We start from the raw sequence: 17912 nt of genomic DNA on the forward strand, positions 1-17912 counted from the left end.
TGCTGCTGCCGTTCGACGTCAGCTCCGGCCAGATGCCCTGGGACAGCCCGGCGGGTGACCGGGTGGGGTTGAAGCTCTCCGACGAGGAGACCATCCGCTGGTATCTGCCGGTGGCCTTTGCCAAGGTGAAGCCGGCGGTCGAGTTGCTGGTCAGGAACGTCGAGCCGGATGGTCCTGAGCGGGAGCAGGCGTCGGGGGTCGCCGTGCTGGCGTTGGCTTCCTTCGATGAACGGGGCTTCCCGTCGTCCAAGGTGCTGCTGTCCAGTTTCGGCTGGGCCTGCGGAGAGGTCCTGGCCGGCCGGATATCCGGCTTGCACCGGTATCTGGACGTCCAGGACGACCTGTGCCGGGAGATCGGTGACGCGCTGATCGAACGCGCCGAGGACGGCTGCCAGATTCCGACGACCAGGCGCGGGTTCGTCCTCGGTATGACCGCTCTGGAGCGGTGCCTGAACCTGCCGAAGGAGGTGCTCGAGCGGTCGCGGGTCGCCATCCGCGTCATCGGGGACGGCGAGAAGGAGCCGGTCGACATCATCAACAGCTTCTTCCTCCGCGACCTGCACCGCATCCGCACCGCCGTGCAGGCCGGTGGAGGTGGGCCGATGCTGAAAACCTATCTCGGGAACCGGTCGCCGCCGCACCGCCGCGACGTGTTGGCCGATAAGGCGCTGCTGGAGGATCTGCTGGCGCCGCGCCGTCTGCCCTTGGCCCGCTGGCCGGCTCCCAAGCCCGCCAAGCTGGTGACGTTGCAGCAGGCGGCGGTGAACGCCACCATGCGCGATCTGGCGGATGGCGGGATGCTCTCCATCAACGGGCCGCCCGGCACGGGCAAGACGACGCTGCTGCGCGACGTCGTCGCCGCCGTGATCCTCGACCGGGCCGACGCGTTGCTCGGGTTCGAAGACCCGGCATCCGCCTTTTCGCCTGCGAACCTCGTCGCCGAAGGTGGCCGCCGGCAGACGCTCTACAGGCTGGACGCCCAGTTGCGGGGGCGCGGCATCGTGGTCGCCTCCTCGAACAACGCCGCCGTGCGGAACGTCAGCGCCGAATTGCCTCTCGCCGGAACGGTGGCTCCGGATGTCGGCGTGCGCCATTTCCCCGGCACCGCCGATGCCGTTCACGGCAAGGCGGGGAGTTGCTGGGGGCTCATCGCCGCGGTGCTCGGCAACATGGCCAACCGCGCGGAATTCGTCGAGGACGCCTGGTGGCATCCGGATTGGGGGTTGGAAAAGTATCTCGCCGCCGTGACTGGGCGGGTGAAGCGCGATCGTGCGGGCGATCCGCCCCCGACGATCGTCGAGGTCGAAACGCCGCCGCGGAACAAGGCGGCGGCCATGGAACGCTGGCGGCAGGCTTGCCTTGACTACCGGGAGAAGCGGGCGTCGGCCGCCGGCATGCAGGCGTTGCGCGAGCAGATCCGCACGGCGCTGTGGACGGCGGCCTCGGTTCAGCAGGCCATGGACGACGCCCATGCGGCGCACCGTGCCGCTGCCGAGGATGCGGACAGGGCACGGGAGACCCGCCGCGCTGCGGAACTGGCGCTGGCGCGGCTCGACGCCGCCGTCGCTGATGCGCGCCGTCTGCTCGACGGCAACACCGCCCTTCAGCCGGTTCCTGTTTTTCGCTGGCTGGGCCTGGACGCCCGCTGGCGGCAACGGCAGGAGGAGGCGATGGACCTCCTGCGGCGCATGCTGGCCGACCAGGAGGCGGCCCGAACCGAACTGTCTGCCGCCGGGACCCGGATGGAGACGGCGGACGCACGGGCAAGAGCGGCCGAGACCGCGCTGACGGCCAGCCGGGAACGATGGGCGCAGTTGCGTGACCTGGAGGCCCGGTGTCCGGAGGTCTGCGCCGGCACCCAACTCGGGCCGTCGTTCTGGAGCGGTTCCCACAAAGCCATTCACACCGCCAGTGCCTGGGCGGACCCCGATTTCACCGCGGCGCGGGATGAGATGTTCGCCGCCGCGATGCGGCTGCACCGCGCGTTCATCGACGCCGCCGCCGGGCCGATGAAGTCGAACCTCGGGCTGATGATGGATCACCTCAAGGGCAAGCGCACGCCGTCCGGCGCCGATGCCCATCTTGGCGATCTGTGGGACAGCTTCTTCCTGATGGTGCCGCTCGTGTCGACGACCTTCGCCTCGTTCGACCGGCTGATGGACGGGGTGGGTGAGGGAGCCATCGGCTGGCTCATCGTCGACGAAGCCGGTCAGGCGACACCGCAGGCGGGGGTTGGCGCCGTGTGGCGGTCGCAACGCGCGCTCATCATCGGTGATCCGCTGCAGATCGAACCGGTGTCGAAGGTTCCCACGGGTCTCGTCCGGGCAATCTGCGCCAGCTACGGAGCGCACCCCGACCTGTGGGCGGCGCCGCGGGCATCCGCGCAGACCCTCGCCGACGCCGTCAGTCCGCTGATGGCCCGCATGGGCGCGGGCGCCGACGTCCGGGAGATCGGCCTTCCGCTTCTCGTGCACCGCCGCTGCCAGGACCCGATGTTCTCGATCTCCAACGAGATCGCCTATGGCGGGTTGATGGTGCATGCGGCGGGGGAGCCGGCGTCCCCCATCGCCGATGCCCTGTCACCGTGGCTTGCCGGCAGCGCCTGGATCGACGTCCGGTCCAACGCCGAGAAATGGAGCAAGGCGGAAGGTGAGGCGGTCGTCGACCTCCTGCGGAAGCTGGGCGTCCGGGGCATCCGGAAGCCCAGCCTGTACATCATCTCCCCCTTCCGGGCCGTGGCGGACAAGCTCAGGAGCTTCGTGCTGAAGAGCGGCGTCCTCGACGAGCTGGGCATTGAGGGAAAGAAGCCGAAGGAGGATTGGGGGAGGGCGCACATCGGGACGGTCCACACCTTCCAGGGCAAGGAGGCGGAGGCCGTGCTGCTGGTCCTGGGGGCCTCGGCGGAGACCAGCCGCGGATCGCGGAACTGGGCAGGCGGGACGCCGAACATCCTGAATGTCGCCGCCACGCGAGCGAAAAAGGTGATGTATCTTGTCGGCTCTCACGCAGCCTGGGTAAACACCGGGGTGTTCGCCGTCGCAGCCGCAGCACTTCCCGTCGTGTCTTGGCCGTTCGATCTGCGTGAACCTCCCGGTGAATGTGATGAACTGCCCTTTGAGTTGGAAGACGTTGCCGACGAGGAGGAAGGCGCCTGGTCATTGGCGGAATGACCTTCATCGTGGCGTCGATCCCGTCGACGGTGGCTGCGGCCCTTTCGATCCGCGCCGCCAACGACTTGGCGTCAGCGCCGGGCCGTTTCATCTGGCGGCTGGGGGCAGGCGTCCGGAGAAGCCGAAACCACGGCTGTCCAGCTACGAGGACATGGCGCCCAGGCCGGCACCAGCCCCACCGCCGGCCCCCCGCATCGAGAAGAAGGAACCGCCTCCTCCGCCGGCACGGCCGCAGGCCAAGGCGTCCCCGATGGAGAACCAACTGCGCAAGAAGGCGATGGAAGCCGGCGTTGGCGGCTGGAGCCGCAAGGAGGAGGGGGCGAGCGTCGCCTCTGCCCAGGCAGGAGCGTCGGACTTTACCATTACCGGTTCCGATTGCCTCGTGCTGGCGGGGACGCCAATCCCCTTGCTGACGGTAAACCATGTGGTGACCGAGCGCGGCGGGATCGTCACCGCGCGGGTGACGCAGGACGTCTGGGACGTCGGCTTCTCCTGTCTGGCGGTGCCCGCCGGTTCGGTGGTGATGCTGGACGTCGGTGCCACCGTCACCAACCGGAGCGGCTATGACGGACCTCGTCGCTGTGGTCCCTCCGGGGAATCACACGGCGCTGTCCTGCGGGAATCGCCGCATGAGTCGTACTCCGCAGGACTTGGTATAAGGTGCATGGCGGCCCGTTAAGCACGTGTCGGTCGAGATAGCTCGAAACGTCTGGACCGCGCCGGTTCAATTCGCGCTGGTTAAAAAGGGAGTTCCCAGTTTAATGAAGGTCCAGACACAGCGGCGGATGGTCCAGCGGCTCATACCGGCAATCAAGCTGATTGCGGGCGATTTCGAGGATTTCGGAGGCAAGCTGCTCGACCATTTGCTTCACGCCCGGCTCGAGCACTCGGGCGTGAACTTCCTGGGGCTTCCGGTCAGCCGTGTGCTGGACAGCACCAGTGATGACGGCGCCGTCGTCGCCCAATATTCCGCCGAGACCGACTATTTCACCGCCGGGATGGAAAAGGCGTCGGGCGACATCACCAAGGCGTTGACGCGCAGGCCGGACGCGAAGCGCATCTTGCTGATCGCGGCGGAGGAGAAGCGCCCGATCATCGCAGACGACTTCAAGAAGAAGGTTCTGCAAGAGGACCGGATGAAAGGCCGCTCGATCGGCATCTTCGGTGCGCAGAGCATCGCCGCTTGGATCGTCCGGAATTTGCTCTTCAACGATGCGGCGATCGAGGAACTGGCGGAATACCTTCCGGAGCTCGCGCAGATGCGCGACGAGGCGGCGAGTGACCTGCTGTTTCCCAAACTGCCCGCTTTGCACAGCCCTCGACCGACGGTTACCGCCGAAATCGGCCGGCGCTTGGCGGTCAGTCCCTGCCTGGTCCTGACCGGCATCGGCGGATGCGGTAAGTCGGAGGCGGCCACCGCCTTTGGTGTGGACGCCGCGAAGAACTACGATCTCAGGATATGGCTCGAGCCGGACGAGTTCAAGGGAGCAGCGGCGCTAAAGGCACTGCCGCTCGTGCGCGGCGGCACGAAGCGGAACATCGCTACGCTCCTGAAGCGCCAGCGCTGCCTCCTGGTCATAGACGACCCACTAGGCTCTGTGGACAAAGGTTGGTATCCAAATACGAATAGCGGCGAGCTTGACGAAGGCGATGAAGGAAGAGCGGGTCTTGTCATAACGGGTTGCGACCCGCCTCATCTGTTTGAGTTTGTTGAACATTCTTTCGATTTTGTTGCGAGCCTTGTAGGCCTCCTTGTCAAAAGCGGGCATTGTCTTGCGGGTTGGGTTCGGCTTGATGATCGGACGGATAGCCCGGATCAGCAAATGCTCACGGTTGGCATCGCTATCATAACCGGCATCGGCGAGCAGGGCCTTGGGAGAGGGGATCTCCAGCGGGATTTCCATCAAAGGGATCAATTGCTTGCTGTCGGATGCCTCGCCCCCGGTCACGATGAAGGCCAGGGGCCGCCCGGTCCGATCGCACCGTGCGTGGATCTTGCTCGTAAAGCCGCCGCGCGAACGACCAAATCCCGCCGCGCAGGTCCCCCTTTTGCGCCCGCGGCTTGGCTGTGACCCCGAACCGTCGTGCTATCGACCATCTGATCCTTCCAGTCGTCGGTAATGCCCAACTCGACCAGCGTTTCGAGGATCTCGTCGAAGACCCCTTGGACACACCAGCGCCGGAACCGTCGAAAGATCGAATTCCAGTTTCCATAGCGCTCCGGCAAGTCCCGCCAGGGAATACCAGTACGCAAAACATAGTTTATCCCGTTGAAAAAACGGCGATTGTCATGGGCTGGCCGGCAGCCTCGCCCGCGCTCCGAAGGCAAAAGCGGGCCAATCACCGCCCATTCGCCATCCGATATCTCCCCGCGCTCCATCAAGACCTCCCATCCAAATGAAGTCTTGAATCAGATTCTCCCTCCGTTGGGAAGCCCCTTTGTCCACAGAGCCTAGGGGTCGTCGTGCAGGCGGACCTTGTGGCGCTCTGTGGCCCCGGCTCGCATGTCCTGGTGACCGTGAGGGATATCACTCCCGGCGAGTATCGCCTCCCCGAGCTGACCCAAAGTGAGGCGCAGGCGATCCTCGACGGGGCGGCCGCCCAACCATGCCCGGCCCAGGTCTTCCAGACCATCTGGGCAACCGTGGGCGGACATCCGCTGAGCTTCGCTCTCATGAACGCGGCAGTCCGCAACGGGGCGATGTGGGAAGACATCGAACTGGATTGCCAAGCCGTCGGTCAACTTGCGGACCCGCAGCAGCGGCTCGCCGATCGGCTGCTAGACCGCTACCGCGAAGTGCTGAAGGACGAGCTTTCGCTCTTCGAATGGGTGGGTAAACCGGAATGCGACTACGGCTTCCTGCGCAAGGCGATCCTGCCGGCGGGGATAAGAAAGCTCAATGAGCGAGCGTTAACTGCCTCCGATCTGCCGTCGACGGTTCGCCTTCATGACGTCGTGTTCGCGAGCCTTTCGAGTTTGGACTGGTGGTCGGCCGAACGGCGGTCGCGCTGGAACGATGTGCTCGAGCGCTACCTGACGGAGACGTCAGGGCTCAACGATCTGAGCTTTCGGACTGCGGCTTTCAGCTTGCGCGACCGCCTTCGTGCCCTCGTGGAGGCGGGGGACAGGCGGCCCGCCTACGTCCTGGCGCTGCTGGAGATCACCAGTCCCGAAGGCAGCGACGCGCTCGATCTGGATGATCCCGTTCAGCAGGCGGCAGGGCTCTCAACGGCAGGTCGACCCATCGATCCGCTCCTGTTCCGGACGATCATCGAGACATTCGAGTGGCTATATCTGCGCACCAAGCAGGTCGGGCGGGACGAAGCCACCGCCTTCGCGAAAGGTGGGCTCCCGCTCTTCAACGATCTGGAGAAGATTCTGGGGCTCACACCGCGGCAGCGCTCGGAGATCCGCCATCATCGTGGCAAAGCTCTCGCGTGGATCGGTCTTCGTGACGAGGCGTGGAAGGAGTTCGAAGCCGTTCTCGCGAGCGCCGCGCCGCTAGATGCCTCGCGGCTTCAGCTCATGCGTGGCTACAAGCATGCCAAGGAGAACGATAAGGCCATCGCGCTGGGTGAGGAGGTCATGAAGTCGGCCGAGGCCGAGCCGGGCACCGTTTCGCCCTCGGTGCTTCTGGCGGTGATGCAGGACATGCCATGGCGCGTGGAGGCGGCCCGTATCCGGATTTTATGGCCACGCCAGGACTTCATCGTCCGCACCATCGTCGAGAATGCATCCGCCGGTGTCGAGCAGGCCTACAAGACGCTGGCGGCCGTGGCCCGCTTCTGGTCGAAGGAGGCACCCGAGGTTCTGGATGGGGTGCTGCAGGCGATCCCGAAGCCGGACACGGAGCAGTTCGAGGACGATGAAACGCGCAACGGCTTCGCGGACGTCATGTTCGAATATGGCCGTAGTCGAGGGGCTGACGGCGGCGATGCGCTGAAACTGGCGCTCGACCTATTCGAGGGCGCAACCAAGTCTTCGCCGTTCAACATTCAGCGTAAGGCCGAACTCCTGATCGTTATGGGTCGTTATCCGGAGGCCGAGACGATCCTGAGAGCGAGGGAGGATCTGAAGACGAACGGCTGGCTCCAGCGCCTGTTGGCGTTGGCGCTGCTCGGACACGGAGAGCCCGACGAGGCGTTGGTCTGGATCGACCGCGCTCTCTCAGACGCGCAGTGCCAATCGCATTTCCATGAGTTCTGGGAGCACCGCTACGAGATCCGCACGGCGCTCGGGGAGAGCGAAATGATCGAGGATCTACGCAAGGCCTGCTCGCTCGCTCCGGCTGGTCCGATCAGGGACCGTCTGGAATCCGTCCTTAAGTCGCCGGCGGTTGGCGCCAACGGTTGATATGCCTTCAAGCGGGCATGGCACGTGGTTCCAGGGCAGCAGGTCGGCGATGCGGTTGACCGCCGAGGCTTGTGGTGGAGCACCAGACCGAGCAGGCGAGCCTTGCCCGCGCCGCCAGCCGGGCCAGCAAGTTGGTCTCGGCCGATGTAAGGACCAGGGTCGAGGACTACACCGCCGATCCGGTGGTGATATGTGGGTAACTGAAAGGTTCACTGGATAAATATGATCACGGTCTCGCCCAGTCCTCGATCGTGGGCTCAGGCCCTTCGAGGGCTTGTCGAATATCGTTGTGGGAGGAAAACACTACCTTCCGAGACTCCTGGACGATGCTCCCGAATTCCGTATCGCATTCCAGTTCCGCTAAGATGAATTCCACTTCATCGCACGTGTCTATGAAGGCGGGGGGATGGTCGCTTAAAACCTTCACGATGCCTTGGGCCAAGGCGTGGCGGTGTTCTGCGGAGGTGTTCATCTGCATCAACTCCTGTACCTTCATTAGGGCGTCGATGACGGACAGGTCGTTGCGGACGTGCGGAAGCATGGCCTTCAAGTCAGCGCCCGGCAGCCAATCCTTGAGCTGTGAAAGCCCGCCCACGGCCGCAGGCGCCGCCTCCGCGATGCGGCCGATCCACGCCGCATGCTGGGTCTCGTTCGGCGAGAGCGACAAGAACGCCGACCAAGCTTTTATCAGCCGATAAGGTCCATTGCTGATCGTCGAGAGCAGCAGAGGATTGAGCACGCGCTCTGCATCATCTGCACGTAGGGCCATCACGCATTGCGCCACCTGCCCGTCATCCGGATCGAACAATAGCTCGCGCCATGCGAGATCAAAGAGCGGATGGGTGGGTATTCCGGAGAGTCTTTCGACGACGGGGCCCCAAACGTCCTTCCCGCCATGGTGTTTTGCCAGCACGGCAAGGATGGTTGGCCGGCCGGCATAAAGATGGATGACGGCCGAGAGCAGATCGGGGTTCAGGCGCGCCACCAACTGGTCGGCGCCGACATCCAGCCTGAGCCCTTCGCCGAGGATGGCTGCCTGCAGGCGCTCGGGAACAAGGGTTCGAGTCAGAACAGCGGCCCTAAGCCACCGCGCATCACTCCTGGGCGTGCTGATGAGCCTCTCGATTTCGGTCCGCTCCTCTTCCGTCAGCGCGTCCCATTCATCGACCAGATCGGCCAGGAACACGAGAGGAGCGCTAGTTCCCGGGAAACCGAGCAACCGCTGCACGAGACCCGCGCGCAGTGCCGGCGTTCCCCGGGTGCCCGCAATCAGGATATCGGCAACTCCGAGGGAGAAGTCGTCCGGGTATGCACCGCCGGCAATCTCACGCTCAAGCCACCCGATCCAGGCGTCGCTGAGCGCAACGATCGCTTCCCGCGGTAAGGTGCCCGTAGCTTCCATGGCGGCGCAGAAAAGCCGTGCCGGCGTGAAAGCTGTTTGCGCCGGCAGAGATCGCATGACCACAGGCATCATTGTCCCGAAGATCGGCCAAGCCGTGAGGAAGCCAGGACGGCCATGCCGGCCTACCAAAACTAGCGATTCCATTAGAGATGCGGCTGCCACGGGAGACTCAGCCATCCCGATGAGTCCTGCCAGAACCAGCTTTCGGCGCTCTTCGCGCATCTGTTCCCAGCCGGCCGCGATCCCATCCAGGGCTGCTCTCGCCATCCGCGGGTGGTCGTCACGGAAAATCCGATCCAGCACATGCTCATCATTCGTACGCGGAACGCCCAGCCAGATCTTGGCAGCCTCTGCCCGGATCGCCGCCTCCTCGTAACTGAGGAGGCGCTGCATGATTGTCAGCGAAAGTCTTTCAGGCTTGTGTCCGAGATAGCCCAGCACGCTCGCGACGGACTCGGGAGGCAGGCGACTGCCGCTCCCCAGGTGTTCCATGTTCGCTGCGATTGTGGACGCCGAATTCCCGTTTTGAGTTCCAACCGAGAATCGGTAGCCGGTAAACTCCCCCAATGGGAGCCGCGCGTTGCCATCGACCCACTCGAAATCGCGGAGGTCTCCCCAAGTTGCGTTCTGCACCCATTCGCCAATCTGATCCGCCCGATCCGGCATGCTCCCTAGTTTGCTGATCAGGAAGCGTAGGCAGAAGTCACGAGTTGAGGGGAAGAAGGATTTTTTCAATCCCTCAATGGCAAGGTCTAGAATTTTCTCTCGTGCGTTGGGACGGCGCCCGAGGACCTGATGAATCCAGGATAGATTTCGGGCGGTAGCCCGGGACGTCGACGGACTGTTGCAGAAGAGACCGCGTTCCACCATCCTTATGGCTTTATTGGCGTTGTTTTGTGTCGCGCCGTCAACGGTGGCTTCTGCGGCTGTCCTATAGTGGTCATGGCTGAAGCCGATATGGCTGCTCACGCCGACTTTGAGGATGGTCCGTCTCTCGAGTTCCTCAAGGCTATCCTCGGCTTGAGTGGACAGCCGCGGTTCCGTTTCGTACTGCGGTTTCTCCGTAGGCTTTTCCACTCCGCCCATGACAATGAGGCCCAGCAGTTTCGCCTTTCCAGGAAGACCTTCTCCACCATCGCCAGCAACAAAGGCCAGCTCGACCTTGGCGATGGGCTCCTGTACGGTCGAGGCGACGGCCATGCTCATTAACAGCTGTTCATATCCTTCGGCCGCGAGCGCACGGCCCAGGATCGCAGCCTCCTGCGTTGCCAGCCGACGGAAGTCCTCGACGCTGGCGCCTGGAGGCAACTCTCCGGCATTGGCAGCCAAGTAGAGCAGACTGCCCACTCCGAACGCGATATCGCCCGCCGTAATTGCCCGCTCAACCATCGCTGCTAGATCGAACGCGACATTGTACGTAATTGAGAACTGCAGCCAGACTCGCTGCAGGAAGTTGGCCGGTACCTGTTCGAGATCGTGCCAGCGGTGCATACCGGTCCGCACAGCCGAGACTTCCTGCACTCCGCAGATATGCAACAACATGTCGCGCTGTTGTGCTACGATCAGCTTCCGATTGTTACTGAGATCCTTGAAAAGACGCTGGAGCTTGAGCAGTTCCGTTGCGTTTTCCATTGCATTAATGGAGCTGAGGGGATCATCAAGGACTACTAATCTCGGATAATCGCTGGCATCGAGCAGGAAGCGTTCCGCCGATGCGACCTCTCTTGCCTTATGGATACGGTATCCGTGATCCTCGAATTCCGCAGCAATCCAACAGGCCGTATCTGACTTTCCTACCCGTGGCGCACCGGATAAGAGCAAAATATTGTCATCTTTGAGTAATTCGATAAGATTATGCTCGTTGCCACGTTCGATATAACCGGCGGGGCGGATTGCTGGCGGCTTTGCGGCGGCAATAATATCTCGTGCCTTTGAGAATGCATCTCCCTTTTTCTTAAGGTCGATGATGGCATCCCGTAGATCTCGTACTATGACAGGGGCACGATCGCCGGGAATCCGGTGCCGCCAGAGGTGCCTTTCGCACCGATCCTGAACGTCCTGCTGGCCGACGCGGTCGATAATGATGAGGCGGTGAAGCGCCTTCGCCATTTCCCTGACAGAGATCGTCCCCGCCAGTTCTCGGCAGCGCTCCTCCCGACGGCTTTTTAGGGACGTGTCCTCATCTGTACTCTTCGCCAGTCTGACTTGACCAAACGCCGTCAGCAGGTTCGACGCATCGGCCTGCCGGACGGTACCTTTCTCGTGGCATTCTCCGTCCCACTCCATACACTTAGCTGCCCTGTAGACCGCGGCACTGTCAGAACATTCCCCTGTCGTAACCAGTACCACGTAAAGTTCTGGATCGTCGATCAGTCGCTGTAGCAGGGGTTTGTCCGACTTGTATGGCCTGAAGTGCGCCAACCACGTTGCCAGCTTGTCAAGCGTGACCCGATTCTTCTCGCCCTTAACCTGAATTTCCGCCGTGATCCCAGGCTTGCTGGTGCCGAAGACAAGCCGACCATCTTCGCCGCCGTCAGGTTCCACATGGAAGGTGGCGTCCACAAAACTGTGAAAGCGTAGAATCATCTCAGCGCAGACAAGGTCCTGGAAAGTGTACTTCTCCTGACCGGTGATCTCGATTGTCATTCCGAATTGCTTGTTCTTGTGGTCGGGCCAGCGAAGACGAGCGACACGCGTCGCTCGCATCGCAGAGGGCGATACGCCCGCTGCTACCAGCGTAGCGTGCGACGAGCAGTCAACGCAAAATCTTTTGGCTTGAACATATCAGGAGGTGAGCTGGAACAGTTGTCTTTGATGACTCGTATAACAGCCTACTTTTGCGGGTGCTCAAAAGGGAAGCCAAAGTATATAAATGGTGCCCAGGCCTCCGGATGCTCGAAAGGCTTGTCCGAACCGAGTTCCGTCAGGAATCTAGAGGTGTGGAGAAGATATAGATCATTCTGCAATATTTCGCGGGCCTGCTGTCGGGGCAGGTTTCGCAGCCAGAGCTGGGCCGCGTGAACTGCTCTGTCGGCCTCAATGCCTTGAGAAATCAGCGTATGGAGGCGGTAGCTGAACAGACCGGAAGCCACATCCTGGCAGGCCCAGATCGACCCAACAACCCCTCGGGCACCCGCGATCAGGGCAGCAGTGGCAAGGCCGAGTTGCTCTGCGCTGGCAGGGCCACTCTCCGCCCGAGCGCTGTGACAGGCGACCATCACCACGACCCCAGTAGCCGAAAGATCCACATCGGCCGCGATCTGCTCAAAGCTAAGCGGACCGTCCCATGCTTGGATCGCCTGACGCGCTCCGTGACCGGCGAAGTGGACAACGTTGCTGCCATGCATGTGGGAAAGAATCGCATCCTTGGTGGCATCAGGGCCGAGGAGAAGTTTGGCTTCGGGCCCGTACAATCTTGCCACCGCCGAGGCTTCGGCGGTGGCAACGGGCAGATTGAGCGCGGTTGCCACGACCAGGGCTGGCCGGATAGGCGACGAAGTGGCCGGCCGTGGCAGCGGTCGAAGACGCGGCGACAGGCAGATATTCATATGGTCGATCGTCCGTCGCCCGTCCGGAAGTTCGGCGGCCTTCAGCGGGAGGTGCGCAATGGCACCGTCATGGACCAAGTAGACAGGGGAGTCGGGGGAGATCCTTGCTGTGCGGAGCAGACCCGAAACACTCTCCATCAGGCGGTGACCGACCTCCCGTAGCAATGCTTCAGTGCCGGCCACTATCCCGCCGCTACCGTGGTCAAGGCGCTGCCGCCAGCTTGAACCGTCGTAGGGGATCTCGGCCCACTTCGAAACGTATGTGCGGGTGAGGATTGGTACCGGGACCGCTCCTATGGAGTCGTTCCCATCGCCGCACCGGTTGAATAGGACCCAGGCATGGCCATACTGATTGAATGAGATTGTCAAGACCTGGGCGACCGGCGGTAGCGATCGCGCTAGCATCTGGATGACGCTCCCCTCATCGGCCTGCGCGTCGAATGACAAGCGAAGGTCCGGACCTTCTCCAGAAACCCCAGCCAAGCCCGTGACATCAATTCCTTGGCTGAGAAACCTGAGTTGGCGGCGCCGGTCGTTCTTCGTTCCGCTGGCAAGGTGATAGGCGGTAAGAGCGGCCCGCGCTTCATCATCGACCAGGATCGCCAGGAACAGCTGCCCCATTTCTGCAAGGCATTCCGACCAGGAACTGCAGACCGTCGACCGTAGGCCGAGCATCTCCCTCAGAGCGGCACCGGTGACCTGTTCCCGGGCGGCGCGGTCAAGCCGGACGACGGCATCGCGGTACGCCGCCGCTGCTCTTGGTAGATCCTTGCAGCGTCGCAGGATGTTCCCCTTTAACTGCGACAGCTTGGCCAAGTCGACCAAAAGCTCTGTGGACCCGCAGGTGTCTTCGGCTATCTGGAGGACTTCGGCTGCGCTGCGCAGCGTCCCTGTATCAGGATCATCCTCGATCATCAACTGGCTGCGGAGGACGGCGACGGCGATGTGCAGCAAGGGGGGCGCGCTTGAGTCGAGCCGTCCCTCCAGACGGGAGCACATCCCCTTAGCTGCCTCGAGGGAGGCGCTGCCTTTCCCATTTTCCAGCAGGGCTAGCCGATAATAGGCCTGGGCCAGATCCAGTGCGGTTCCAAGAGCTGCATGGTGGTGCATCTCCTCCCGGCAGGCCAGGGACTGCTTCAGGAGGTCGCGTGCAAGCCTCAAAGCGTTCGGGCTCTGCCCGTCCAGCGTTGTGATCAGGTTGGCCACATTATGCTCAAGACCTGCTCGAACTTCTGCCGACTTGGCTTCTCCACGAATTCTTCCGGCTTCAATCACGTCACTGATGAACATGTGCGCCGGCTCTTCATCTCCGAGGTCCGCAATGATGCGGACGCAGGTCGACAGCGATATCCTCACAGGATCAACGTCGATGTCAGTACCGGATCGCTCTACGATGGCCTGGGCTTGAAGAAGAAAGTTTCGACCTGCAAGGGCATTGGCGAAACGGTCCCCTTTCTCACTGCGGACCAGGGTCCCAGCCAGCTGGACGAGAAGTGCCGTCGCTGCCTCGTCTCGGTCTTCGCTCATGAACAATGCTACGCCGCTGTCGATGAGGGCACAGCCTCTGCTAACTGCATCGCTTTTCCCGGTGGCGACGAGGCGGGCTCCAAGCACCGCCTGACCGTGCCCGAGCACGTGGTTGCTGAGTTCGGTCCCGCGGAGGGCCTCCTCCAGGATCTCGGCTTCGTCCTCCAGAGCATCGGCGGTACTATAAGCGAGCGCCAGCTTTAAATTCTGGGCGGCGATCAGGACCCGCATGTCAGCGTCGGGGTCTTCAGACAAGGTCAGCATGGCTGCCTTTCGGCGCCGCTGCGCCTCTTCAAACGATATTTCCCTCGTCCGAGCCAAGTGGAAGGTTACCTGGAGCTGGGCGGTAATAGCTTTCCGTACAGGTCCCACGATGGTGAACACGGCCGCGCACCACTCGATTGCCCGGCCCAACGCTAAGGATAGAGAACCGCGTGGACCCGCCATGTGGCCCACGACGTGGGAGGATACCAGCAGCAGAAGTTCGGCGATTGGCTCAGCTAGTCGGCCGTCTGGTGTAGGCACTGCAGTGACGACGGCCTGTAGATGGTGCTCGACCGCCGTCCAGGCGGCGGGGCCGGCCGGCACGTCTGCGAACGCCATCAACGCATGAGCGTAGGCCCGGTCCCCAGTTTGCGTTCCTGGATGATCCAGAACCGAACTGGCCAAACCACGCGCTTCTCGTTGGTCAAGCTTGGAGGAGTTATGCTGACGCAGAAGAATGTAAGCAAGCCTGTTGCGGGCGTAGGCGCCGGTGTCGAACGACGCGGACAGATCGACCGCAGCTCTCAGGCTTTCGATAGCGACCGTGTCCCATTCGGGATAAGCCTCTCCGAGCAGGATCGCCAAGTCGCCTCGACACAGATGGGTCTGCAACGCCAACTGTTGGTAGAGGCCGCCGGCTCGGGGGATCGCCTGGAGTAAATCGCCTAACAGGGCGCGGAAAAAGGCTATGCCCGGCTGGCCGGTCGTGATTCTCTCATTTCGTAGAGAATGAGGCCGGCGAGGGGGCGATGCGGGGTTCGGACGAACGCAGCGAGGGTCTGTTCAGCTACGTGAGCTGTGAGGCTCGGGTTCCGGCCAACCACCCGTTGCGGGCGATCCGGGCCATCGTGGATGAAGCGCTGGAGGTGATGTCGCCAGCCTTCGAGGGTCTGTACTCGAAGATCGGGCGGCCGTCGATCGCACCGGAGAAGCTGCTGCGGGCGCTGCTGCTCCAGGCCTTCTACTCGGTGCGCTCGGAACGCCAGTTGATGGAGCAGCTTGATTACAACCTGCTGTTCCGCTGGTTCGTCGGGCTGTCGATGGACGCCCCGGTGTGGGACGTGACGGTCTTCACCAAGAACCGTGAGCGTTTGCTGGCGGGGGATGTGGCGGCCACGTTCCTGGCCACCGTGCTGGATCAGCCGCGGGTCAAGGCGCTGCTGTCGGACGAGCACTTCTCGGTGGACGGCACGCTGATCGAGGCGTGGGCCAGCGTGAAGAGCTTCCGGCCCAAAGATGGCAGCGGTGAGCCGCCGGGGCCGGGCCGCAACGGCGAGCGCGACTTTCACGGTGAGAAACGGTCCAACGAAACGCATGCCTCCACAACCGATCCCGAGGCGCGTCTCTACCGCAAGGGCAACGGGCAGCCGGCGAAGCTGGCCTTCATGGGCCACGCGCTGATGGAGAACCGCCATGCTCTGGTGGTGGATGTCCGGCTGACGGCGGCTACGGGCTTGGCCGAACGCGAGGCGGCGGTGTCGATGGTCGAGGCCATCTCCGGCTGCCACCGCATCACGCTGGGCGCCGACAAGGCTTACGACACCAAGGATTTCGTGGCGAACATGCGCCGCCTGGGCGCCACCCCGCACGTTGCCCAGAACACCAGCAACCGCCGCTCAGCCATTGATGGCCGGACCACCCGTCACCCCGGCTATGCCGTGTCCTTGCGCATCCGCAAGCGGATCGAGGAGGTCTTCGGCTGGATCAAGGGGGCGGGGCTGCGCAAGACCCGTCACCGCGGCACCGCCCGCGTCGGTTGGATGTTCACGCTGACTGCCGCCGCCTATAACCTGATCCGTCTGCCCAAGCTGCTGACAACGGCATAATCATCCCGGAGTCCGCCTGAATGGCGGCTCCAGGAGCCTGAGGGCGCGGAAAAAGGCGCCATCCAGACCAAAACAGGCCCCGAAAACACCATTTCCAAGCTTCAGCGGAGACAATGCCACCGCATCGGTCCGTTTTTCCGCGCCCTGCTAGGGCTCGACCGGCTTCTGCATCCAACCGCTCCGGGAGATGTGGCCAGCTCAATAGGCGGAGTCCGGTGGTGCAGGCGATTTTTGATGCCTGCGAGTCAGAGGCTCCCACGGCAAGCGCATAGCCAATCTTGTGAATGGCCTTGATGACCGATCCGCCGCCACCCGCCTGAAGCTGTGTGACCGCCAAGCTCGCCGCATATGCGCTCTGGTCCGCGCAATCATCGAGTGAAGGCACGTAGTGAGTGTTAGGCAAAATTCGCCATCCTATTTTGTCGGTCTGGATGCTAGAGGGCGTCGTTGGACGGCCGAACTCACTTCCAATTGGGATGATACCGGAGCATCTCATTCGGAGCAGCCGCCCAAGCCTTCGGCGTGGGGAAGACGATTCGGTGCAAGCTGTGCTTATCCAGCGAGTGTCGGCTGCCCAGGTGCCTTGGTTGGCTACATCACTTACGGTGTAAACAGCGCGGTGCTCATCCCTTTCACAATCGTCTGAACAGGGCCGGATCGGTGAGTGCGGAGACCGCGATCAGCCGTCGGTCCCCACCATTCGGCGCTGCGGACACGAACGCGTGCGGCGGTCGACCGGGACGGTCGTCCAGAGCCATGACGATGAACACCCGTGACGGCTGGCCGACCTTGGTGAACTGGTCGCCGACCGCGGCATTTGCCGGACGCCCGAACATCAGCGGTCCTCCGGCCGGCGCGCGAGCTCGTCGATGAGATGACCATAGCGCTCCGGCGGGAGATGCCGTTGGCTGGCGGCCATGGCCTGCAACGCAGCGTAGCCTGATGGGGTGAAATGCGCGTGGGGAAACCCCCGATCCGTTTCGGCGATCGTCACCAACCCGCGCTCCAGCAGGCTCTGCACGATGGCCGTGAGTTTCGGTTCGCCTTTTTGCGGGCCGGTCGCCCACCGCTTCAGAAGGATGCCGTCCGCCAGCCGCGGCGGTTCCGACCAGCGGCTCATGAACTCACGACGGATCAGGTCGCGTTCGGCGGGGGTGAAGTCCACGGTGTCGGTCATGGCCGCGACCGATAGCACCCGGACGATGTCCGGTCCAGCGGTGGCCGGGGAAACGTCCGCCACATCGAAGGGAAGCGCGACGCCACCGGGCCATGCCAGAAGATGGCTTCGGCAAACGGTGCAGTCGCTGCTGCCGAATCCCGGGACCGGAACCGACAGGGTGGCGAGGCGTGCGACCAGCGCGCATTCGTCGCCGGCGGGAAAAATCCAGCAGCCGGTCACGGTGCCCGCCGCGGTCAGGCGGTCGATGTGCCAGCGGATGCTCTTGTCCCGGCGCATGTGGCGGCCGACGCGGGCACGCAGTCCACCCGGGCCGTGGGCGCTGCCGCAGTACAGGTACCGCCCCGGCGGCAGTATGGCCTTGGTCCGGCCGGGCAGGGTGACGTCCACCGCCTCCGTCAGCCTGACGAGCAGAACGTAGGCGCCGGCGACAGGAGGGAGCGTTTCCGCCGTGCAGTGGAACTGGGAAGCCTGCCTGGACATCATCACCGTCACTTCAGCGCGGCTGGCGTGAGGCGTCAACGGGAAGCCGCCGGTTTCCCTCTCGATCGGGGAATACCGCGTTCGCGATGACCTCCTTCGTTTTTGGCTTCACCAGCCAGGGGCTGCATTCGGCCGGTCCTCCGGATGGACCGGGTCCAACC

10 protein-coding genes (1 of these 10 running past the window's edge) are annotated in these 17912 nt (G+C 63.2%); 4 read left to right on the plus strand and 6 right to left on the minus strand.

Annotation, left to right across the window (positions count from 1 at the left end):
- On the plus strand, positions 1–3170 hold the 3' portion of the coding sequence (locus M2352_RS16955) for a DEAD/DEAH box helicase (protein ID WP_264665735.1). The gene continues 151 nt to the left of window position 1, outside the view; 3170 of the gene's 3321 nt are visible here — the last part of the coding sequence; its start codon lies off the left edge, out of view; its stop codon occupies positions 3168–3170.
- Between the two features lie 250 nt (positions 3171–3420).
- The gene (locus M2352_RS16960) at positions 3421–3849 is read left to right on the plus strand and encodes a hypothetical protein (protein WP_264665736.1); all 429 of its coding nucleotides are present in this window, start codon (positions 3421–3423) and stop codon (positions 3847–3849) included.
- Between the two features lie 910 nt (positions 3850–4759).
- Here M2352_RS16960 and M2352_RS26600 read toward each other — a convergent pair.
- Together M2352_RS26600 and M2352_RS26605 are read right to left on the minus strand one after the other, a co-directional pair.
- Positions 4760–5164 (minus strand): IS5 family transposase, encoded by a 405-nt coding sequence (locus tag M2352_RS26600; RefSeq protein WP_406567259.1) that lies wholly within the window; start codon positions 5162–5164, stop codon positions 4760–4762.
- Positions 5116–5550, minus strand: a complete 435-nt coding sequence (locus M2352_RS26605) for an IS5 family transposase (protein ID WP_264663615.1) — start codon at positions 5548–5550, stop codon at positions 5116–5118. The genes M2352_RS26600 and M2352_RS26605 overlap by 49 nt, the downstream gene beginning before the upstream one ends.
- Before the next feature lie 84 nt (positions 5551–5634).
- On the opposite strand from M2352_RS26605, the gene M2352_RS16970 reads away from it, so the two are divergent.
- Positions 5635–7524: a hypothetical protein gene (locus M2352_RS16970; RefSeq protein WP_264665738.1), complete on the plus strand. Its 1890-nt coding sequence runs from the start codon at positions 5635–5637 to the stop codon at positions 7522–7524.
- A 226-nt stretch (positions 7525–7750) separates the two neighbouring features.
- Here the strand turns inward: M2352_RS16970 and M2352_RS16975 are convergent, their stop codons facing one another.
- Positions 7751–11572 carry an nSTAND3 domain-containing NTPase gene (locus M2352_RS16975; protein ID WP_264665739.1) on the minus strand — a complete coding sequence of 1274 codons (3822 nt, stop codon included), beginning with the start codon at positions 11570–11572 and terminating at the stop codon, positions 7751–7753.
- A gap of 185 nt (positions 11573–11757) precedes the next feature.
- Positions 11758–14850 (minus strand): CHAT domain-containing protein, encoded by a 3093-nt coding sequence (locus M2352_RS16980; RefSeq protein WP_264665740.1) that lies wholly within the window; start codon positions 14848–14850, stop codon positions 11758–11760.
- A gap of 164 nt (positions 14851–15014) precedes the next feature.
- Between M2352_RS16980 and M2352_RS16985 the strand changes: the two genes are divergently transcribed.
- Complete coding sequence (locus M2352_RS16985; RefSeq protein ID WP_264662801.1) at positions 15015–16091, plus strand: IS5 family transposase; 1077 nt, start codon at positions 15015–15017, stop codon at positions 16089–16091.
- A 632-nt stretch (positions 16092–16723) separates the two neighbouring features.
- On the opposite strand, the gene M2352_RS16990 is transcribed toward M2352_RS16985, so the two are convergent.
- Together M2352_RS16990 and M2352_RS16995 are read right to left on the minus strand one after the other, a co-directional pair.
- Positions 16724–16927, minus strand: coding sequence for a hypothetical protein (locus M2352_RS16990; protein WP_264665741.1), 204 nt, complete (start codon positions 16925–16927; stop codon positions 16724–16726).
- Complete coding sequence (locus M2352_RS16995; RefSeq protein ID WP_264665742.1) at positions 16927–17754, minus strand: GIY-YIG nuclease family protein; 828 nt, start codon at positions 17752–17754, stop codon at positions 16927–16929. The genes M2352_RS16990 and M2352_RS16995 overlap by 1 nt, the downstream gene beginning before the upstream one ends.
- Positions 17755–17912: the final 158 nt, after the last annotated feature.

The sequence above is a fragment of the Azospirillum fermentarium genome (genome assembly GCF_025961205.1).
Classification (GTDB): domain Bacteria; phylum Pseudomonadota; class Alphaproteobacteria; order Azospirillales; family Azospirillaceae; genus Azospirillum; species Azospirillum fermentarium.